Raw genomic sequence first — 20,092 nt, 5'->3', positions numbered from 1 at the left:
GGGCGCCCGCGGGCTCAGAGCTCGACGTGCCCGGAGACGCAGGGGACGGTCGAGCCGCCCACCCAGATCGTGCCCTCGTCGTCGGTCGAGACGTGGATGCGCCCGGCGCGGCCGAGCCGCGTGCCCTGGGCGGCCACGTACGGCGCCCTCGCCCGTCCGGTGCGCAGCAGCCACTGGGCCACCGAGGCGTTGAGGCTGCCGGTCACCGGGTCCTCCACGGTGCCGCCGCTGAACGGGCAGAGCGCCCGCACCTCGAACGCGTGCGGCGCCCCCTCCGGGTACGGCCCCACCACGCCGATGAAGCAGTCGACGACGGCCGGCTCCACCGCGAGCACCGCGTCGGCGTCACGCAGCAGCACCGCCACCCAGCCGGGCCCGTTGTCGGCCCACTCGATGTCGACGATCTCGCTCCGGTCGAGGCGCAGCAGGCCGGCCACGTGCTCGGCGAACGCCTCCTCCACGGGCCCCGACCTGACGAGCGGCGGCGCGGCGAACGCCAGCCCGTCCTCGGTCTCCCGCACCTTCACCAGCCCGGCCCCGCACTCCTGCACGATCATGCCGGGCCGCTGGGGCTTGCCGCCTGCGGCGAGCCAGGCGTGGCAGGTGCCGAGCGTGGGGTGGCCAGCGAAGGGCAGCTCGGAGTCCGTGGTGAAGATCCGCACCCGGTAGTCGGCGGCCGGGTCCGTCGGGGGCAGGACGAACGTGGTCTCCGACAGGTTCGTCCAGTGGGCGAACCGCTGCATCTCCTCGGTGGTCAGCCCCTTGCCGTCGAGGACGACGGCGAGCGGGTTGCCGTGGTACGGAACGGACGTGAACACATCGACCTGGGTGAATGCACGCTGCATCCCGCAAGTGTGGCAGACCGCCCGTTCAGGCGTTCGCCTCGTCGGTGGTGTCAGCAGGGACGGAGATCAGGAGCGACTCCACCCGGGCCACGGCCTCCTTCAGGGCCATCTCCGGCACCGGCTCGAACAGCTCCACCGCGGCCCGGCCGCCCTCGGGCCGCCAGACGCCCGCCACCCGCCCGCCGCGCAGGACGACCGGCGAGATCCAGCCCGCCTGGCGGCTGACCTTGGCCTTGGCGCCGGCCGGGATGAGCGGCTCCAGGTCGCGGGGCGCGCCCAGGATGTACGGGTCGAAGCCCGGCAGCAGGAAGACCTCCTCCGACGGCCGGGTCGCGGCCAGCTCGTCGAGGTGCTCGGTGAGCGCCAGCAGGGTGCGGCCGTCGTCGGTCTCCACCTCGGTCAGCTCCGGCGCGAGGTCGCGGAACCACGCCTTGAGCACCGCCTTGCGCGCCACCCCGCCGAACAGCCACTTGTCGAACATCTCCGGCGTCGCCGGCCCGTGCGCCCCGAGGAACGCCCGCGCCACCCGCACCCCCGCCTCCTCCTGCGGCGGCAGCGCGGCGGGCCAGCCCGGCAGCCAGCGGTGCGGGACGGTGAAGGTGACCCGGCCCTCACGCGGCGGCCCGTAGCACAGCTCGCCGAGGCGGCTGAGCGGTTTGAGCAGCGCGCCCCACCCGGAGGTGAGCGCCTGGCGCAGGTGGTCGTCGCCGGTCACCTCGACCACGGCGCCGACCAGCTCCTCGCGGGTCATCGGGTGCTCGCCCAGGGCCCGCGGCACGGCGTCGATGACGGCCTCCATCTCGGCCGCGGTGACGCCGTGCCCGCGCTGCCACGACGCCTTCTCCCAGAAGCGCAGCGTGCCGAGCGCCGCGCAGAGGTCGGGCAGCATGTCGGAGGGCACCAGATGCAGGGTGCCGCGCATGACCCAGGTCTTGGCCAGCGTGCGGGCCTCCCACAGCGCGCGGTCCGGCCCGCCCGGGTCGGGGCGGGCGCTCCTGACGGCCACGGCCAGGCGCGCCGACGAGGCGACCTGCGCCTGCACACCGCACAGCCGCCGGGCGACCGCCACGGCGTCGGCGCCGTCCGGGCTGCTCACGAACTGCCGGCGCAGCCGCCAGGCGAGGATCTGGGACCAGGCGAGGGAAGTCGTCACGGCCCCGTTCTACCGGATGCCGCCGACAGTCCCGCGACCTGCGCCGACCACCGGGTCAGGGGGTGAAGCCGATGTTCTCGTAGCGCAGGTCGTAGAAGCCGCGGGCGCCGACGTTGGCCAGGGACGACCGCACGGCGACGTTCTGCGGGCGCTGGTAGAGCGGCAGCACGTTGACCTCCTGCCAGATCAGCCGGTCGGCCTCGTTGGTGGCGGCCCGGGCCTTGGCCGGGTCGAGGCTCTGGCTCGCCTTGTTCATGGCGTCGTCGATGGCCTGCGACCCGGTGCGGCCGAAGTTGGCGTTCCACGTCTTGCCGTCCGGCGCGTTCGCGTAGATGCCGTAGCTGCTCGACACCGGGAACGGGGTGCCGATGTAGGCGAACGCCGTCAGGTCGAAGTTGCCGGGGATGACGTACTTGGTGAAGAAGTCGTCGCTCGGCACGGCCTGGATGGAGACCTGCACCCCGATCTGGCTCAGCATGCTCTGCACCAGCTCCGCCTCCGACTTGCTGACCTGCACGCCCGAGGGCACGACGAAGCGCAGCGCCAGCGGCCTGCCGTCCTTCTGCCGGACCGCGCCGGCGACCTTCCAGCCGGCCTGGTCGAGGAGCTGCTTGGCGCGCGCCGGGTCGTAGGCGCCCAGCGGGCCGGCGTTGTCCTGGTAGCCCTCCTGGGTGTTCATGAAGAAGTGGTTGTCGAGCGGCGTGATCGGCCAGTCGAGGCCCTGCAGGTCGGACTGGGCGATGGCCTGCCGGTTGACGCCGAGCTGGAGGGCCTGGCGGACCCGCTGGTCGCGCAGCAGGTCGCTGGAGCCGTTGAAGGTGATGTGGCGGAAGTCGGGGCCGGCCGCCTGGCGCACCTGGGCGTCGCGCGTGGTGCGGGCGCGGGCGTAGTCGGGCGCGGACGGGCCGATGTCGGCGACGTCCAGCTCGCCGTTGCCGAACGCGCCGATCAGGGCGTCCTGCTCCGAGGCGCGGTAGACGATCTGGTCGAGCTTGGCGCGCTGCCCCCACCAGCGCTCGTCGCGGACGAGCGTGATGGTCTTGGCGGTCTGGTCGAAGCCCTTGAGCCGGAACGGGCCCGCGGTCACGGGGATGTTGTTCAGCCAGCCGTTGTTGAACGCGTCGGGCGTGCGGTTGGCGGAGGCCGGCAGCAGCGGGCCGAACAGCGACTGCCAGTCGCCGAACGGCCGGGCGAAGGTCACCACCACCTCGTGGTCGTCGCGGCCCCGGGCGACCTTCTGGATGTCCTGGTAGCCGGTGGCCGAGACGATGCGGTAGCGCGGGTCCTTGCCGTTGAGCGCCTGCCACTGGGCCTCGTAGTCGGCCCACGTGATGGGCTTGCCGTCGGACCAGTGGGCCTTGGGGTTGAGCCGGTAGGTGACGACCTGCTTCGGCTCCCGTGCGGTGATCCTCGCGTCGAGGACGAAGTCGGGGTTGGGCCTGATCACCGCCTTCTCGTCGGACAGGAACGGCGCGGGCAGCAGCGCGTTGCTGATCACGGCGGCGACGGCGAGGTTGCCGTCGACGTGGTTGCGGTTCCACTGGGCGGGGAACTCGTCGACGCCCCAGCGCAACGTGCCGCCGTCCTTGACCTTCTCGCGCGGCTGCGGGTTGATGTCGTACGCCTTGAGCGACCGTACGGTCTCGTCGCCGGGGCCGCCCCCGGCGCCCTGTCCCCCGCCGCAGCCGGTGAGCGCCGCGGGGACGGAAAGGGCGACGGCCACGGCGACGGCCGCGATCCGGGCAGCGTGTGCCTTCATCGGGAGTTCCTCCTGGGTTGGACGACGTCGAGCTTCTCCGCGTAATGGCAGGCCGCGCCCTGGTCGCCGGCGGGCTCGCCGACCGGCAGCACATCGGGCTCGGCCTCGACGCACAGGACGCGCTCGTCCTCGGTCAGCACCGTGCGGAACTTCGGGCATCTGGTGCGGAAGCGGCAGCCCGACGGCGGGTCCGCCGGGCTGGGGAGATCGCCCTCCAGGAGGATCCGCCTGCGTGAGCGCTCGCGGGCGGGGTCGGGCAGCGGGATGGCGGACAGCAGTGCCTGGGTGTACGGGTGCGCGGGGGCGTCGTAGATGGCGTCCACGGAGCCGATCTCGGCGATCCTGCCGAGGTACATGACGGCGACCCGGTCGGCGATGTGCCGGACCACGGCCAGGTCGTGCGCCACGAACAGGTACGACAGGCCGAGCCTGGCCTTCAGCGCCGCGAGCAGGTTGATGACGCCGGCCTGGATGGACACGTCGAGCGCCGAGACCGGCTCGTCGAGCACGAGCAGCCGGGGCTCCAGCGCCAGGGCCCGGGCGATGCCGACGCGCTGCCGCTGGCCGCCCGAGAAGTCCTGCGGGTAGCGCTCGGCGTGCGCCGGCTCCAGACCGACGAGCGTGAGCAGCTCGGCGACGCGCCGGCCGGTGTCGCGGAGCCCGTGGGTGCGCAGCGGCTCGGCCACGACGTCGTGGACGGTCATGCGCGGGTCGAGCGAGGCCAGCGGGTCCTGGAAGACGACCTGCATGTCACGTCTGATCGCCATGCGCTCGGCGGGGCCGAGCCGGGCGGTGTCGTGGCCGAAGACGACGACGCGGCCCCGCTGCGGCCTGGCCAGCTCCAGGATCTCCAGCAGCGTCGTGGTCTTGCCGCAGCCCGACTCGCCGACCAGCCCGAGCGTCTCGCCCTCGCGGATCGTGAAGTCGATGCCGGCCACGGCGTGGACGGTGCCGACGCGGCGTTTGAAGACCGCGCCGCGCAGCAGCGGATAGTCCTTGACCAGGCCCTCCACGCGCAGCACCGGCTCGCCCCTCGGGACGGCGGCCTTCTCCGCCTCCCCGGCCTCCTCCGCCTCCCCGGCCTCCTCCGCCTCCTCGGCGGCCTCCGGCTCCTCGGCGGCCTCCGTCTCCTCGGGAGAGCGGGGTTCCTCGCCGGCCTCGGACGCGGCCTCGTCCTCCCACCGGATGCAGGCGGCCAGATGGCCGGGACCGGTCTCGAACAGCGGCGGCTCCGCCTCGTCGCAGGCGGCGACGTGCAGCGGGCAGCGCGGCGCGAACGGGCAGCCCGGCGGCAGCGCCGCGGGCGAGGGCGGCGAGCCCTCGATGGGCTCCAGCCGTCGTTGAGCGCCCCGGTCCACCCGCGGGATCGAGCGCAGCAGCCCCACCGTGTACGGCATGCGGGGCCGGTAGTAGACGTCGTCCACGGTCCCCACCTCGACCGGCCTACCCGCGTACATGACGAGTACCCGGTCGGCGAGCCCGGCGACCACCCCCAGATCGTGGGTGATCATGATGATGGCGGCGCCCGTCTCGTCGCGCGCCTTCTTCAGCACCTCCAGCACCTGGGCCTGGATGGTGACGTCGAGCGCGGTCGTCGGCTCGTCGCAGATGACGAGGTCGGGGTCGTTGGCGATGGCCATCGCGATCATCGCGCGCTGCCGCATGCCGCCGGAGAACTCGTGGGGGAAGGCCAGCGCCCGCTCCGCCGGGTGCGGGATGCCGACCAGGTCGAGCAGCGACACGGCCTTGACCAGCGCCTGCTCCTTGGTGACCCGCTGGTGGACCCGCACGGCCTCGGCGATCTGGTCGCCGACCCGGTAGACGGGGGTGAGGGCGGACAGCGGGTCCTGGAAGACCATCGACATGGCCCGGCCGCGCAGCGCGTTCAACTCCTTGTCGCGGGCGCCGACCAGCTCCCTGCCGTGCAGCCGCACCGAGCCGGACACGCGGGCCGAGGACGGCAACAGGCCCATGATCGCCGACGCGGTGACCGACTTGCCTGATCCGGACTCGCCGACGACGCCGAGCACCTCGCCGGGCCGCACCTCGAAGGACACGCCGCGCACGGCGGGCACGTCGCCGAAGGAGACGCCGAGGTCGCGGACGTCGAGCACGGGCGCCGACGCGGGCGTCGGCGCCGGGGCGGTCTCGGGCGTGGTGGCGGGTGTCATCGCGGCCTCGTGAAGGTGAGCGTCATCGCGGCCTCGTGCACGGGGGCGTCATCGGGGCCTCGTGGAGGTCGGGTCGAACGCGTCGCGCAGGGCGTCGCCGACGAGGTTGACGGCCAGCACGGTGACGACGAGGAGCCCGGCGACGAACCAGAACGTCCACGGCGCGTACACGGCCGTCTTGGAGCCGTCGGCGATGAGCGTGCCGAACGACACGTCGGGCGGCTGGATGCCGAAACCGAAGTAGGACAGGGAGGTCTCGGTGAGGATGGCGGCGCTGACGTTGAGGGTGGCGTCCACGATGAGCAGCGACGACAGGTTGGGCAGCACGTGCCGGAAGATGATCGTCACCGGACGCACGCCCATGAACCGGGCGGCCTGGATGAACTCCCGCCGCTTCAGCGAGACCGTCATGCTGCGGACGATCTTGGAGGTGACCATCCACAGGAACAGCGCCAGCATGAGCACGAACAGCGCCCACGTCCCCTCGCCGAACACCGGCGACATGATCGCCAGAATGAGGAACGCGGGCAGCACCAGCAGCAGGTCGGTCACCCAGGTCAGCGTCCGGTCGGCCCAGCCCGGGAAGTACCCCGCGAAGGCGCCGACGAGCGCGGCCAGCGCGGTGGAGACCAGGGCCGCGAGCAGCCCCACGATCAGCGACTTCTGCATGCCGCGCAGCGTCACGGCGTAGACGTCGGCGCCGGTCTGCAGGGTGCCGAACCAGTGGTCGGCGGAGGGCGGCTGGAGGAACGCGGTGAAGTCGCGGTCGGTGTACGACCATGGGCTGAGCAGCGGCCCGGCGAAGGCCAGCAGGAACATCACCACGAGCACCGCGAGCCCGGCCGCCCCCTGCCGGGAGCCCAGGAATCGCCGCACCACGACCCGGCCGCGCGACGGCGCCCGGCGCGGCCCCCGCCCGGGGACGCCGGGTGTCAGCTCCTCGGCCACCTCCTCCTCGGGGAGCGTCATCCCGCCCTCACCCGCGGGTCGAGCGCGGCGTGCAGCAGGTCGGAGGCCAGCGAGGCGCACAGCACCGCCACGGCCGCGAGGAGCGCGATCGCCGCCACGGTGTTGACGTCGTTGGTGAAGATCGAGTTGATGAGCTGCTCGCCGAGCCCGTGCCAGCCGAAGATCTTCTCGGTGAACGTGGCGCCGGTCAGCAACGCCCCGAACGTGAACGCGAAGTACGTCATGACCGGCACCAGCGCGGTGCGCAGCGCGTGGCGGGTGAGCGCGGCGCGCCGGCTCAGGCCCTTGGCCCGCGCGGTGCGGACGAAGTCGGCGCCGAGCACGTCGAGCATCATGTTGCGCTGGTAACGGCTGAAGACCGCGACCAGCGCGAGCGACAGCGAGACCGTCGGCAGCACGAGGTGCTGGATCCGGTCGACCGCGCTGCCCCAGAAGCCGGTGTCGAGGCCGCCGGTGTACTCGCCGCTGACCAGGAAGACCTGGGTGCCGAGCCGGTCGTTGACCCACGTGGCGAACAGGATGAGCATGTTGGCCAGCACGACCACGGGCACCGCGAGCACCGCGAAGGACAGGCCCGTCGACACCCGGTCGAACCACCCGTACTGGCGGACCGCCGCCAAGGCGCCCAGCAGCACCCCGCCGACGCTGCCCACGATCATGCCGAGCAGCACCAGCCGGAAGGTGACCCCGGCGCGCCGGGCGATGTCGTCGTTGACCGGCGAGCCGGTCACGCTCTTGCCGAGGTCGCCGTGCAGCACCCCGCCGGCCCAGACGGCGTAGCGCTCCAGCAGCGGCACCTGGTCGTTCAGGTTGAGCGCGGTGAGCTGGGCGTCGATGACCGCCGGCGGCGGCTTGGGCGTGCGGTCGGCGTAGTTGGAGCGCGGGTCGAGGGCCGTGGCGGCCAGCATGTACGCCAGACTCGCGGCGACGGCGACGAGCACGACGTAGTTGAGCAGCCTGCGGGCCAGGAACCCCGCCATGCTCCCCCCTCCCGCGCACGATGCGTAGTCATATTGCTACACCATGCGACGGGCAGGGGGCCAGGACGCGCGGGGCCCGCGCTCCCGGGGTTTACCGCACTGTCGAAGGCGATCACCACGCCGGCACCCGATGACGAAGACCGGATGGACATGCAGCGCGGTTTTCATGTGCCTCCGTGCTGGCATTCCACCTTGTGATCAATGAGACGACCGATAAGGTGTTCGATAAGCATGCTGGAGGGGGTGCATGGTGCTGACGGGACGCCGTTACCGGCTGCACCTCACCGCCGACCAGGAGGTCTACGCCGAACAGGTCGGCGGGACCTGCCGCAGCGTGTGGAACACCGCTCTGGAGCAGCGCCGTCACTACCGGCAGCGGGAGGCTTTCATCGGGTATGCGGCACAGTGTGCCCAACTGGCACAGGCCAAAACCGAGTTCGCCTGGCTGGCCGACGCACCCTCTCAGGTCCTCCAGCAGACCTTGAAGGATCTTGATACGGCGTGCGCCCGGCACGGGGCGTGGAAGGTCCGCTGGCGCTCAGCACGCCGCTGGAGGCCGTCGTTCCGGTTCCCGCAAGGCAGCGCGATCGCGGTGGAGCGGCTGGGCCGCCACTGGGGCCGGGTGAAACTCCCCAAGTTCGGGTGGGTCCGCTTCCGCTGGTCGCGCCCGTTGGGCGGTGCCATCCGATCGGCGAGCCTCTCGCGTGAGGGTGGCCACTGGTACATCAGTTTCCTGGTGGAGGATGGGCAGGCCATCCCGACCGCGCATCCCGGCCCTGCGGTGGGGATCGACCGAGGCGTGGTCGTGGCCGCCTGCACAAGCGACGGCGCGTTCCACGACCGTTCCTACATCACCTTTGGCGAGTTGCAGCGGTACCGGCGGCTTCAACACAGCCAGGGGGACCATCGAGGCCCCCGGCCGGGGTGTCGCCCGGAAACGGGGCCTGAACCGGGCCATCACCGACAAGGGCTGGCATGGCCTGGAACTCGCCCTCACCAGTGCGGCCCGCTCCACCGGTACTCAGATCATCAAGGTGAACCCGGCGTACACAAGCATCATGTGCTCGGCCTGCGCCCATGTGGACCTGAAGTCCCGCGAGAGTCAAGCGGTCTTCCGGTGCACCGGGTGCGGCCTGGTCGTGCACGCGGACGTGAACGCCGCCGTCAACATCAAACACGCGGGCGGGCAGTCCGTGTCAGGACGTGGAGACCTCGCCGCTGGGCGGTCTGTGAAGCGTCAACCACCCCAGTCACGAGCGCGGCAGCATGCCTCGCTCGTGACACGGGGAATCCCGGTCCTCTAGGGCGGGGAGGAAGTCAACGGCCCGAGATCTCGTCGACGGCCGTGCGCACGTCCTCGCTGGTGATGGTGGTCAGCTCGGCCGAGGTGGCGGAGCCGCCCTGCGAGGCCAGCGCGGCCAGCCGCACGTCGCGGCGCATGGCCGCCCGCTCGAACAGCGACCGGGCGAAGCGGCCGTTGCCGAGCCCGTCGATCAGCCGCTCCTCGCAGACCCAGGTGAAGACCTCATCCAGGTCGCGCCGCGCGGCCTCGTCGAAGTGATCGCCGGACTTGTCGGCCAGCAGCACCGCGATCTCCGACAACTCGGCCGGCGTGTAGCTGGGGAAGGCGACGCGCTGGTTGAAGCGGCTGGCCAGGCCGGGGTTGGTGGCCAGGAAGGCGTCCATCTCGCGCTCGTAGCCGGCCAACACGATGACGAGCCGGTCGCGGTCGTCCTCGGCCCGCTTGAGCAGGGTCTGCACGGCCTCGGCGCCGAAGGCGTCGCCGCCCGCGTAGCCGGGGTTGACCAGGCTGTACGCCTCGTCGACGAACAGCACGCCGCCGAGCGCCCGGTCGACCAGCTCGTTGGTCTTGATCGCGGTCGCGCCGAGGTGCTGGCCCACCAGGTCGGCGCGCTGCGCCTCCACCACGTCGGGCCGGGCGAGCAGGCCGAGCGCGGCGAAGACCCGGCCGACGACCCGGGCCACCGTGGTCTTGCCGGTGCCGGGCGGGCCGACGAACACGAAGTGGCGGGTCTGCGGCGGCGTGGGCAGGCCCCGCTCCTGCCGCATGCGCGCCACCTGGAGCTGCGCGGCGATGGCGTGGACCTGCCGCTTGACCGGCGCCAGCCCGGCCATCCGGTCGAGGTCGGCCAGCGCCTCCTCCAGCGTGGGGATGGCCTCGTGACCGCGGAAGCGGGCGGTCAGCTCGTTGAACGCCTTGGTCACGTCGGGCGTGGTCGTGGTGACGAGGTCCTCGGTGGAGGGGGTGCCGCCCGCGCCCACCACCCGCACGTCACGGGCCTGCGCGGCCGCCTCGACGAGGCTGCGGGCGAAACGGGCGTTGCCCAGCTCGTCGACCAGCCCGCGCCGCTGCACGTCCTCGAACAGGCCGAGCAGCGCGGCCCTGGTCTCGTCGGACATCGTGTCGCCCCGGCGCCGCTGGAGCAGCTCGGTGATCTCGGCCAGCTCGGCGGGCGAGTAGCTGGGAAAGCGCACGCGGGTGGCGAACCGGCTGGCCAGGCCGGGGTTGGAGGCGAGGAAGCCGGCCATCTCCTGCTCGTAGCCGGCCAGGATGATGATCAGCCGGTCGCGGTCGTCCTCGGCCCGCTTGAGCAGGGTCTGCACGGCCTCGGCGCCGAACCGGTCGGGCTGCCCGTCGGCGGAGTTGACCAGGCTGTACGCCTCGTCGATGAACAGCACGCCGCCCAGGGCGCGGTCGACCAGCTCGTTGGTCTTGATGGCGGTCGCGCCCAGGAACTCGCCGACGAGGTCGGCCCGCTGCGCCTCGACCACGTACGGGGTGTCGAGCAGGCCGAACGCGTAGAAGATCTTCGCGAGGGTGCGCGCCACGCTGGTCTTGCCGGTGCCGGGCGGCCCGGAGAAGACGAAGTGCCGGGTCGGCCGGCCGGCCGTGTAGCCGGCCTCGGCGCGCAGCCGGGACGCCTCGATCGAGGCCGCGATGGAGCGCACCTGCTCCTTGACCGGGGCCAGGCCGATCATGCTCTCCAGCTCGCCCAGCGCCTCCTCGACCGAGATGCTGGGCGGCGCCGTCCCGCGCTCGTGCTGCTGCGCCGGGCCGCCCTCGCGCACCCGTACGCGCAGCTGCTCCTGCTCCTGGCCGGCCAGCTCGGCCCGGGCGCGGCGGGCCAGCACGAAGCGGTAGAGCAGCACCGCGGCGGCCACGCCGTACGCGACCCAGACCGCGGTGGCGTCGGAGACCAGGGAGAGCGCGGCGGCGAGCAGGCCCGCGGGCAGCAGCGCCAGCAGGGCGGTCAGCCACGGCGGCACCCAGCGGATCAGGTGGGCGACGCCCGCCACCGGCACGGCCAGCGCGAGCAGGAGCGTCGGCGCGGGCGAGCCGACCGGGAACAGCATGACGAACACCGGCATGAGCACGACCCAGGCGGCCACGACCACGGCGGTGGCCGCGGCGCGCGGGAAGCGCAGGGTCAGCGCGGCGAAGGCGAGCAGGGTCAGCGTGACGAGGAACGTCCGGGCGAGGTCCCACCCGAGGGCCGCGCCGAGGCCGACGGACCCGATCAGCGCCGAGGCGTACATCACCCGGCGCACGGCCGGGGGCAGATGGAAATAGCGCAGGCGCACCCGCTCGAACAGATCCCGCGCCGCGACCCGCCCCGCGGCCTGGGCCCTGCCGGACTCACGCATCACGCCTCCCCGGTCCGCCCCCGGTTATACCGCACCAGACCGACGATTGGGCGGACCTGACACGCCGCGTGACGCCTGACGCTCGGGGGACTTACGGGACGAACAGGACGCTCGCCACGGCGTTCACGGATCGCGGCCGCCACGGACCGACGCCGTCGGCTCGGCACGGCGCCGCCTCTCCATGGGGTCAGCCGCGCTGGTGCCGTCCGGGGAAGTCTCCGGTCAGCACCTGCTTGGGGGTGACGCGCAGCAGGCCGGAGCCCGCCACGGCGACGCCGCGCACCTCCACCCAGCGGCGGCGCGGCGACGGGCCCGCCGCGAACACCGCCACCCGCGGGTCCGCCTCCACCGCCTCCCCCGCCCCGGCCCCGGCGACCAGCCGCAGCTCGCCCGCGGGCCCGATGGACGCCGCCGCGCCGACCGTCCGCGGGCCGAGCGGGTCGGCGAAGGACAGGACGACGTTCCTGGCGTACGCGAGCGCCTGGCGCGCCTCGGGGCCGAGCGGCACGGACGGCTCGTCACCGGCGGGCAGGTCGCACATGAGGAGCGAGGAGCGCCAGGGTCCCGGGCCGCCGCGCCACCACGATCGCGCGGCCCGCACCGCGAACACGACGGCCACGAGGCCCAGCGCCGCGATCCCCACCCGCCACGCCCATTCGGCCCCGCCCCGGACGGTCACGCGCGCCACCCAGCCGAGCAGGGCGCCCGCCGCGCATCCGGCCGCCGCCACGGTGAGGAGGACCACCGCCGCGCGCAGCCACCCGTCCTCGCGGCGCGCGCCCGGCGCGGGGCGGACGCGCCGGTAGCAGCGCAGCAGCGGGTACGGCACGGCCGCGGAGACCAGCGCGACCCTCGGCTCGACGGCCAGGGCGCCCAGGACCAGCGGCACCAGCACCGACCAGGTGCGACCAGCGATGATCCACAAGGCCACCCCGGCGTTCCGACGCGCCGTCCGCACCCCTTCCGCGACGTTCCCCCGCGCATTCCAGCCGCCATCCGCGACGTTCCCGTGCGCCCTCTGCTCGCCCTCCGCCGCGTGGTCGCGCGCCGCCTGCGCGCCCTCCCGGGCGTGCCCCCGCGCCGTCATCTCCCTCTCAGGGGCGTTCCCACGAGCCCTCCGCCCGCTCTCCACGGCGGTCTCGCCACGCGGGCGCTCGCCGTACGCTGCGGTGGCGAACCGCTCCAGGGCCTGGACCGGACGGCCGCGCCACGTACCGGCGAGGGCGCGCAGGGCGGCGTGCGCCGGCCAGCCGAGCACCGCGATCGCCGCGAGCCCGGCCCACACCGGGTCCAGCCACGACGGCACGCCCGGGACAGCGGTCAGGGACAGCCAGGCGGCGTACGCGGTCACCGACACGGCGGCCGAGACCACCTCCGTCCCGAGCCATGGGTCGCGTCCCAGCATGGCGGGCACGCGCGGCCACACCCGCACCCGACGAGCCTGCCGCGCGGTGAGCACGGCCAGCAGCCCCAGCGCGGCCACGCCGCCCAGCTCCGCCTGCACGGCGAGGTCGGCGGTGTACGCCAGCATGGCCACCCCCAGAGTGACCGCCGCCACCAGCAGGCGGGCCTGCCGCGCCCACACCTCCAGGGCGCGCCTGGCCCGGCCGGTCTCGCGGGGGTCCACCGGCCAGGAGGGGTCGTGATGAGCCCGGGGCCGGTCCCAGCGCAGCAACGCCAGCCCCAGATTGACCCGCGCCCGCACCAGCACCGCCTCTTCCCCCGCCGAGCCGACGTACGGCGCCACGGACGCGGAGACCAGGTCGGAGTCCTCGGGCGGCCCCGATCGAGCGGACCAGCCGGAACCCTGACGCGCCCCAGACCCGGACCAACTCGGGTCACGCCCGACCGGGTCATGACGGGTCGCGGGCCGGACGGACTGCTCTGGGGTGTGAGACGGCACGGGCGCGGCCGACGAGCCCGAGGACCCCGACGAGTCCGAGGAACCCGGCGGGAGGACGGCGGGCGAGCCCGATATGCGCCGCGGCGGCAGGCCGGGCGAGCGGGCGACGCCTGGCGGCGGGACGGATGGGTCGGCGACCTCCAGCGGCGCGAGCGGCGAGCCGACTGCCGGGTGCGAGCCGACTGCCGGGTGCGAGCCGTCGGCCCGGTGCGCGGCGGCGGCTGAGCGGTCGGTGAGGGAGGAGTCGGAGAGGGCCGCATCCTCGGAGAGGACCGCATGCTCGGAGAGGACCGCATGCTCGGAGACGGTCCGCTGCGGGGAGAGGGCGGTGCGGTAGGCCGTGGCCGCGCGCCGGTGGTCCCCGCGCAGCAGGGCGAGGTCCCCCTCCAGCACGTGGACGGCCGGCTGCTCCGGAGCGAACGACCGGGCCAGCCCCGCCTGGGCGGCGGCCTCGTCCGCGTGCCCCGGCAGCCGGGACAGCGCGGCGGCCAGGCGTACCCGGGCGGCCCAGGAGCCGGGCGAGAGCCGTACCGCCTCGCGCGCCGGAGGGAGGGCCTCGGCGTCGCGGCCGAGTCGTTCGAGGGCCAGGCTCACCAGCCGGTGCGCCCACTCCCCCGCGGCGGCGGCCTCTCCGTGGTCGTCGCGCGCGGCCGCCTCGGCGGCGCGGTGGGCGGCGTGCAGCGCCTCCTCGGGGCGGCCGGCGTGGAGGCGGGTGACGGCTTCGGCGCACCATTCGCGCGGGGATTTGTCGGTTTTTTCATGGTTCTTGCTATGATTTCCATCCGTCCCCACCAGCTCATGATCGGCTGTTCGATGAAAGTTGAACAGGTCGCGACATAGGGCTGTATCTCTCTAGAGAGGTACGCGTGAGGGCCTTCGATGCGTCGATACCGCTATACCAAGCGCATGCCATGGCCTAAGCTGCCACGCAAGCTGGAGCGGAGGAGCCCGGAGGCAGCGTTTCCACCATCAGCGTCCCGCCAGGCGGCGTCCCGGCGGAGCGCGGAGAGCAGCAGAGAGCAGAGGCACGAACCGTCGGGCTCCCGCACTCACGGCGACCACAGGCACGCGCGGGCCCGTTGTGGACGGATCGGCCGGCAAGGAGGTCCATGACCGTCACACAGGCCGCACCCCTCGTACGGCGTGGGGCCCGGCGACACCCCGACAGCCGCTGGGCGATCCTCCTGGTGCTCTGCCTGAGTCTCCTGCTCATCACGGTCGACGCGACGGTCCTGCACATCGCCGTGCCGGCCCTCACCGCGGCGCTGGAGCCGTCGGCCGTGCAGCTCCTGTGGATCATCGACGTCTACTCCCTGGTGGTCGCGCCGCTGCTGATCATGTTCGGCACGCTGGGCGACCGCTACGGCCGCAAACGGCTGGTCCTGGGCGGTTACGTGCTGTTCGGGGTCGCCTCGGCCGCCGCGGCCTGCTCCCCCGGTCCGCTCTTCCTCATCCTGGCGCGGGCGCTGCTCGGCGTCGGCGGCGCCATGATCATGCCCGCCACGCTGTCGCTGATCCGCCAGGTCTTCACCGACCGCCGCGAACGCGCCGTCGCGCTCGGCATCTGGAGCGCGGTCGCCGCCGCCGGGGCCGCCGTGGGGCCGCTGGTCGGCGGCCTGCTCGTGAGCGTGTGGTGGGGCGCCGTCTTCCTCATCAACGTGCCGATCCTGCTGGTGCTGCTGCCCGCCGCGGCCAGGCTGCTGCCCGACTCGCGCCGGGACGTGAGCCGGCCGTGGGACGGGCTGAGCGCCGTCCTGTCCGTGCTCGGCATCCTGGCGCTCGCGTTCGGCCTGAAGGAGGCGGGCTCGGGCACCCTCATGCCGTTCGGCGCGTCCGTGGCCGTCTTCCTGGCCGGGGTGGGGCTGCTGGTGTGGTTCGTGCGGCGGCAGTCGCGGCTGGCGGCGCCGCTGCTGGACATCGGCCTGTTCCGCAACCGGGCGTTCGCCACCGGCGTGGCGGGGGTGCTGCTGGGCGTGTTCGCCCTCGTGGGGCTCCAGCTCATGCTGGCGCAGTACCTCCAGCTCGTCCTCGGCGACTCGCCGCCCCAGGCGGCGGTCCGGATGCTGCCGCTGGTGCTGTCGGCCATCGCCGGCGGGCTCGCCGCGGCCCACATCCTGCCGCGCGCCGGCATGCGCGCCACCATGAGCGGCGGCCTCGGGCTCGTCGCCCTCTCCCTCACCCCCACCCTGAGCTGGGGCGTCGAGAGCCATCCCGTCATGCTCGGCGTCTGCTTCGTCGGCATCGGGTTCGGTGTGCAGGTGGCGCTGCTGGCCGCGTCCGACACGATCATGTCGTCGGTGTCCGAGGCGCGGGCGGGCGGCGCCGCCGCCGTCGAGGAGACCGCCTACGAGCTCGGCGCCGGACTCGGCGTGGCCGTCCTCGGCACGATCACCACCATCGTGTACGCGCCTGGCCTGCCGTCCGTGGCCGGCGTGACCGGCGCGGGCATGGACCAGGCCCGGCAGTCGCTGGCCGGCGCCGCCCACGTGGCCCACGAGGTCGGCGGCAGCACGGGCGACGCGCTGCTCACGGCCGCCCGCTGGGCCTTCGTCAACGCCCTGCACACCACTGTCGTGGTGAGCATCGTCCTGCTCAGCCTGACCGCCATAGCCGTGGCCATGCTGCTGCGCCGTGATTGAGGTGTGCGATGTCCCGCTCCGGGCAGACAACTACCGTGAGACAGGCCCTCCATGATCTCGCCGCGCTCGTCGCCCGATTAGGCGTCGGCGGCATCTTCTTCGCCAACGGCTGGCACAAGCTCGAGGACGGCCTGAAGACCACCGGCATGCACTTCGCCCAGCAGGGCGCCCCCGCGCCTCGGGCGTGGGCCACGGTCACCATGCTGGCCGAGCTGATCGGCGGCGCGCTGCTCATCGCGGGGCTGCTGGTGGCGTTGACGGGGCTGGTGCTGTTCGCCGAGGCGCTGGCGGTGTTCCTGGTGGCGCCGCCGCTCAACCCCATCACCGTGAACGAGCTGGTGCTGCTCGGGGTGGCCGCGCTGCTGCTGGCCGTCGTGGGGGCCGGCCGGGTGTCGGTGGACCACATGGTGGTGATCCGGCGGCGGGAGTCGGAGGCGGCCAGCGAGTTCGCGGCCGACACGGAGGCCGACCGGGTCATCGCCTCGCTCCGCGACCCCGACGCCGCCCCGGGCACCTCCGCCCGGGACACCGACACGGCCCGGCCGCCCGGCACGTCATCCGGGGCCCAGGTTCCCGACGCTCCCGGCGCCCAGGCTTCTGGCGCTTCCGATGAGCAGGGGACGACATCGAGCCCGACGACCCGTACCGGCCCGGCGGCCTCGGCTGCTCGCGCCCGGGCCCGTACGGACGCGGAGAAGGGCGAGCAGCGGGACACGACCCCCCATCCACGCCCGCGCCGCCCGGCCCCCGAGCCGACGCCGGCCGACGAACCCTCGACGTCCCCCTCGCCCGGCGACACCCTGGTGGCGGGCCGCAAGAAGCCCGCTCCGCCCCGGGGGCGCCGCACCCAGCCCGACGAGTGACCCGCCGCAGGGCTCAGCGCGCCCGGACGGCCGGGCGGTCGCGGTCGCGGGTGAGCCGGACGGCCCCCTGGCTGAGGGCGATGGACGCGAGGATCACCAGGGCGCCCACGGGCTGGTTCCAGCTCAGGCTCTCGCCCAGCACCACCACGCCGGACGCCGCCGCGAACACCGGTATCAGGTACGTCACCGTCGAGGTCGTCGTCACCCCCGCCTGACCCTGCACCCAGTACAGCAGCAGGTAGGCGAGCCCCGTGCCGAGGCAGCCCAGCGCGACCAGGCTCCACCACACGCGGGGCGGGGCCGAGGTGTCCACCAGCGGCACGCCGGCCACCAGCGCGACCACGCCGACCTGCACGGCGCCGCTGAGGAGCTGGCCGGCCGCGAGCACCACGGGCGGCTCGGAGCGGCGCCCGGTGATGAAGCGGCCCATGTACGCGGCGCCGACGCCGTAGCAGACCGCGGCGCCGAAGCAGGCCAGGCTGCCCGCGAGCTGCCCGCCCGCCATCGGCTGCCACACGCCCAGCACGACCATCACCCCGGCGAACCCGAGGCCGAGCCCGGCCACCCGGCCCGCCGTGGGCCGCTCGGCGCGCAGCAGCAGGGTGAAGCCGAGGGTGCACAGCGGCGTCGTGGCGTTCCAGATCGAGGCGACCACCGAGGAGACGTACTGCTCGCCGTACGCGAAGAGCGTGAACGGGACCGTCGTCAGCACCACGGACGCGACCTGGAAGTGCCCCCACAGGCGCGGGTCGCGCGGCAGGCTCCTGCGGCTCACGGCGACCGCCGCGAGCAGGGCGGCGGCGCCCAGCACCATCCGCGCGAACGACACCTGGAGCGGCCGCAGCACCTCCACGGCGACCTTGATGAAGAAGAAGCTGTTGCCCCAGATGGCCGCCAGCACCAGGAAGGCAGGCAGCCACCGTCCCGCGCCCTTGATCCGCACCCTTGCCTCCACTCGGTGAACCCCGAGGAGCGTAACGGCCGGAGCGGGCCGAAGGCGTAGGGATATTTCCGTATTTATCGCCTCTGATGTGCGGCGCCTCAGCGCGATATGTCGCACACCAACAGGGCGAAGCCTGTGAGCACGACCGCGGACGACACCACCATCAGAGCGTTGGCGGCGAGCGGGACGTCGGGCAGCGTGAGGAAGATGACCGCCGCCGCCACGAACGACAGCACGGACCCCGCGCCGAGCACGCCTCTCGTGACGGGGGTGAGGCGTCTGTCGAACTTCATCACGCGATGGTACGACTCCCGCCCGAGGCAGTCGATCAAGACTCTGGCGTCACAGCTCGAAGCGGGCGACGCGGCGGAGCTTGTTCATCGCGTCGAGGGCCGCCACCTTGTACGACTCGGCCAGCGTCGGGTAGTTGAAGACCGCGTCCACCAGGTAGTCGATCGTGCCGCCGCAGCCCATGACCGCCTGGCCGATGTGCAGCAGCTCGGTGGCGCCCGTGCCGAAGACGTGCACGCCCAGCAGCGACCGGTCCTCGGGCGAGACCAGCAGCTTGAGCATGCCGTACGTGTCGCCGATGATCTGCCCGCGGGCCAGCTCGCGGTAGCGCGAGATGCCCACCTCGAACGGCACCTGCGCCTTGGTCAGCTCGTCCTCGGTGCGGCCGATGAAGGAGATCTCCGGGATCGTGTAGATGCCGATCGGCTGGAGGTGGTGGATGCCGGCCAGCGGCTCCTCGCAGGCATGGTGGGCGGCGATGCGGCCCTGCTCCATCGAGGTGGCCGCCAGCGACGGGAACCCGATGACGTCGCCCACCGCGTAGATGTGCGGCACGGCGGTGCGGTAGTGCTCGTCCACCCGGATGCGGCCGCGGTCGTCGGCCGACAGGCCGGCCATGTCCAGGCACAGGCCGTCGGTCATGCCCTGGCGCCCGGCCGAGTACATGACGGTCTCGGCCGGGATCTTCTTGCCGCTCTCCAGCAGCGCCAGCGCCCCCTTGGGCCGGCGTTCGACGGCCGCGACCGACTCGCCGAAGCGGAAGGTGACGGCGAGGTCCCGCAGGTGGTACTTCAGCGCCTCGACGATCTCCAGGTCGCAGAAGTCGAGCATCCGCTCGCGCCGCTCGACCACCGTGACCTTGGTGCCGAGGGCGGCGAACATGGACGCGTACTCGATGCCGATCACCCCGGCGCCCACGACGACGAGCGAGCCCGGGACGGCCGCGAGGTTGAGGATGCCGTCGGAGTCGATGATGGTCTGCTCGTCGAACTCGACGGAGTCGGGGCGGGCCGGCCGGGTGCCGGTCGCGATGATGATCTTGTCGGCCGTGATCTTGACGTCGCGACCCTGCTCGTCGAGCACGTCGAGGGTGTGCGGGTCGACGAAGCGGGCCGTGCCGGGCAGCACGGCGACGTGGTTGCGCGAGAGCTGGCTGCGGATCACGTCGATCTCGCGGCCGATGACGTGCTGGGTGCGGATGCCCAGGTCGCCGACCGTGATCTCGTCCTTGACCCGGTAGCTCTGGCCGTACATCTCGCGCTGGTTGAGACCCGTGAGATAGAGGACGGCCTCGCGCAGGGTCTTGGACGGGATCGTGCCCGTGTTGATACAGACGCCGCCGATCATGTTGCGGCGCTCGATGACGGCGACCCGCTTCTCGAGCTTGGCGGCGGCGATGGCCGCTTTCTGCCCGCCGGGTCCGGAGCCTATGACGGCTACGTCGAAGTCGGCCACACCTCCAGTGTCTCCCCCGCGGGCCGTTCCCGCCATGGGGGGACGGGCGGCGCCGGCGCTCAGCCGGACATGCCGGCCATCACCCGGTCCACGATCCCCTGGCTGCCCTCCTGGCGGGCGCAGTGGGCGCAGCAGTACCAGTGCTCGCCCGACTGGACGCCGTGCCCGATGACGCGGGCGCCGCAGTGCTCGCAGATGGGCGCCATCGCGTGGATCGCGCACTGGAAGGAGTCGAAGGTGTGCACGGCTCCCTGGGCGTGCACCTCGAAGGCCATGTCGTAGTCGTTGCCGCAGGTCTCGCAGACGGCCATGGTGTTCCCCCTCGCGCTGTCACCGGTACGCCGCAGGGACATACCCCGCCCCGCGCCACTGTTGCCCCAACGGACCGCCATATTCCCCCGGTACTCCCGGGTGCCGGCTCAACGGGCGACGGCCGCGCGGGCCAACGCCTCACG

The 20,092-nt window shown here is 73.2% G+C and carries 15 protein-coding genes and 1 pseudogene; 4 read left to right on the top strand and 12 right to left on the bottom strand.

Annotated elements, in window-relative coordinates; translation table 11 throughout:
* Positions 1-14: 14 nt before the first annotated feature.
* Genes HD595_RS28940 through HD595_RS28915 form a run of 6 tightly spaced genes read right to left on the bottom strand, consistent with a single transcriptional unit; the run spans position 15 to position 7,877 of the window.
* Positions 15-845, bottom strand: a complete 831-nt coding sequence (locus HD595_RS28940) for a PhzF family phenazine biosynthesis protein (RefSeq protein ID WP_253774421.1) — start codon at positions 843-845, stop codon at positions 15-17.
* Positions 846-870: 25 nt separating this feature from the next.
* Complete coding sequence (locus HD595_RS28935; protein WP_253774419.1) at positions 871-1,998, bottom strand: winged helix DNA-binding domain-containing protein; 1,128 nt, start codon at positions 1,996-1,998, stop codon at positions 871-873.
* Positions 1,999-2,053: 55 nt separating this feature from the next.
* Positions 2,054-3,757, bottom strand: coding sequence for an ABC transporter family substrate-binding protein (locus HD595_RS28930; RefSeq protein ID WP_253774417.1), 1,704 nt, complete (start codon positions 3,755-3,757; stop codon positions 2,054-2,056).
* Positions 3,754-5,928, bottom strand: coding sequence for a dipeptide ABC transporter ATP-binding protein (locus HD595_RS28925; protein WP_253774416.1), 2,175 nt, complete (start codon positions 5,926-5,928; stop codon positions 3,754-3,756). The genes HD595_RS28930 and HD595_RS28925 overlap by 4 nt, the downstream gene beginning before the upstream one ends.
* Before the next feature lie 48 nt (positions 5,929-5,976).
* The gene (locus HD595_RS28920; protein WP_253774414.1) at positions 5,977-6,897 is read right to left on the bottom strand and encodes an ABC transporter permease; all 921 of its coding nucleotides are present in this window, start codon (positions 6,895-6,897) and stop codon (positions 5,977-5,979) included.
* Positions 6,894-7,877 (bottom strand): ABC transporter permease, encoded by a 984-nt coding sequence (locus tag HD595_RS28915; RefSeq protein WP_253774412.1) that lies wholly within the window; start codon positions 7,875-7,877, stop codon positions 6,894-6,896. Before HD595_RS28915 ends, HD595_RS28920 begins: the two co-directional genes overlap by 4 nt.
* Before the next feature lie 247 nt (positions 7,878-8,124).
* Between HD595_RS28915 and HD595_RS28910 the strand changes: the two are divergent.
* Both HD595_RS28910 and HD595_RS28905 read left to right on the top strand, forming a co-directional pair.
* Positions 8,125-8,709, top strand: a pseudogene (locus tag HD595_RS28910) (RNA-guided endonuclease InsQ/TnpB family protein); the annotation flags it as partial.
* A complete protein-coding gene (locus HD595_RS28905) occupies positions 8,621-9,181 on the top strand; it encodes a transposase (RefSeq protein WP_253774410.1) in 561 nt (186 codons plus the stop codon). The pseudogene HD595_RS28910 and the gene HD595_RS28905, both read left to right, overlap by 89 nt.
* 13 nt (positions 9,182-9,194) lie before the next feature.
* On the opposite strand, the gene HD595_RS28900 is transcribed toward HD595_RS28905, so the two are convergent.
* Together HD595_RS28900 and HD595_RS28895 are read right to left on the bottom strand one after the other, a co-directional pair.
* Complete coding sequence (locus tag HD595_RS28900; RefSeq protein WP_253774408.1) at positions 9,195-11,543, bottom strand: AAA family ATPase; 2,349 nt, start codon at positions 11,541-11,543, stop codon at positions 9,195-9,197.
* Positions 11,544-11,730: 187 nt separating this feature from the next.
* Positions 11,731-14,238 (bottom strand): hypothetical protein, encoded by a 2,508-nt coding sequence (locus HD595_RS28895; protein ID WP_253774406.1) that lies wholly within the window; start codon positions 14,236-14,238, stop codon positions 11,731-11,733.
* 317 nt (positions 14,239-14,555) lie between these two features.
* Here HD595_RS28895 and HD595_RS28890 point away from each other — a divergent pair, with 317 nt between their 5' ends.
* Together HD595_RS28890 and HD595_RS28885 are read left to right on the top strand one after the other, a co-directional pair.
* Positions 14,556-16,085, top strand: a complete 1,530-nt coding sequence (locus HD595_RS28890) for an MFS transporter (protein ID WP_253774404.1) — start codon at positions 14,556-14,558, stop codon at positions 16,083-16,085.
* Positions 16,086-16,120: 35 nt separating this feature from the next.
* Positions 16,121-16,948 carry a DoxX family protein gene (locus tag HD595_RS28885; RefSeq protein ID WP_253774402.1) on the top strand — a complete coding sequence of 276 codons (828 nt, stop codon included), beginning with the start codon at positions 16,121-16,123 and terminating at the stop codon, positions 16,946-16,948.
* A gap of 13 nt (positions 16,949-16,961) precedes the next feature.
* On the opposite strand, the gene HD595_RS28880 is transcribed toward HD595_RS28885, so the two are convergent.
* The 4 genes from HD595_RS28880 to HD595_RS28865 all read right to left on the bottom strand — a co-directional run bounded on the left by HD595_RS28880 (position 16,962) and on the right by HD595_RS28865 (position 19,948).
* Positions 16,962-17,891, bottom strand: coding sequence for a DMT family transporter (locus HD595_RS28880; protein WP_253774400.1), 930 nt, complete (start codon positions 17,889-17,891; stop codon positions 16,962-16,964).
* Between the two features lie 98 nt (positions 17,892-17,989).
* On the bottom strand, positions 17,990-18,184 hold the full coding sequence (locus HD595_RS28875) for a hypothetical protein (RefSeq protein ID WP_253774398.1): 195 nt from the start codon (positions 18,182-18,184) through the stop codon (positions 17,990-17,992).
* A gap of 49 nt (positions 18,185-18,233) precedes the next feature.
* Positions 18,234-19,637 (bottom strand): Si-specific NAD(P)(+) transhydrogenase, encoded by a 1,404-nt coding sequence (gene sthA / locus HD595_RS28870; protein ID WP_253774396.1) that lies wholly within the window; start codon positions 19,635-19,637, stop codon positions 18,234-18,236.
* Between the two features lie 59 nt (positions 19,638-19,696).
* Positions 19,697-19,948: a hypothetical protein gene (locus tag HD595_RS28865; protein ID WP_253774394.1), complete on the bottom strand. Its 252-nt coding sequence runs from the start codon at positions 19,946-19,948 to the stop codon at positions 19,697-19,699.
* Between the last annotated feature and the right edge of the window lie 144 nt (positions 19,949-20,092).

The sequence above is a fragment of the Nonomuraea roseoviolacea subsp. carminata genome (genome assembly GCF_024172185.1).
GTDB lineage: Bacteria > Actinomycetota > Actinomycetes > Streptosporangiales > Streptosporangiaceae > Nonomuraea > Nonomuraea roseoviolacea.
Note: the sequence above shows the minus strand (reverse complement) of the source record. Positions and strands in the feature narration are given on the sequence as shown.

Excerpts from the sequence above, each read along its gene's own strand:
- HD595_RS28890 (WP_253774404.1), top strand. The coding sequence starts at position 14,556 with ATGACCGTCACACAGGCCGCACCCCTCGTACGGCGTGGGGCCCGGCGA.
- HD595_RS28915 (WP_253774412.1), bottom strand. The coding sequence starts at position 7,877 with ATGGCGGGGTTCCTGGCCCGCAGGCTGCTCAACTACGTCGTGCTCGTC.
- HD595_RS28940 (WP_253774421.1), bottom strand. The coding sequence starts at position 845 with ATGCAGCGTGCATTCACCCAGGTCGATGTGTTCACGTCCGTTCCGTAC.
- HD595_RS28905 (WP_253774410.1), top strand. The coding sequence starts at position 8,621 with ATGGGCAGGCCATCCCGACCGCGCATCCCGGCCCTGCGGTGGGGATCG.
- HD595_RS28875 (WP_253774398.1), bottom strand. The coding sequence starts at position 18,184 with ATGAAGTTCGACAGACGCCTCACCCCCGTCACGAGAGGCGTGCTCGGC.
- HD595_RS28865 (WP_253774394.1), bottom strand. The coding sequence starts at position 19,948 with ATGGCCGTCTGCGAGACCTGCGGCAACGACTACGACATGGCCTTCGAG.
- HD595_RS28925 (WP_253774416.1), bottom strand. The coding sequence starts at position 5,928 with ATGACACCCGCCACCACGCCCGAGACCGCCCCGGCGCCGACGCCCGCG.
- HD595_RS28930 (WP_253774417.1), bottom strand. The coding sequence starts at position 3,757 with ATGAAGGCACACGCTGCCCGGATCGCGGCCGTCGCCGTGGCCGTCGCC.
- HD595_RS28900 (WP_253774408.1), bottom strand. The coding sequence starts at position 11,543 with ATGCGTGAGTCCGGCAGGGCCCAGGCCGCGGGGCGGGTCGCGGCGCGG.
- HD595_RS28920 (WP_253774414.1), bottom strand. The coding sequence starts at position 6,897 with ATGACGCTCCCCGAGGAGGAGGTGGCCGAGGAGCTGACACCCGGCGTC.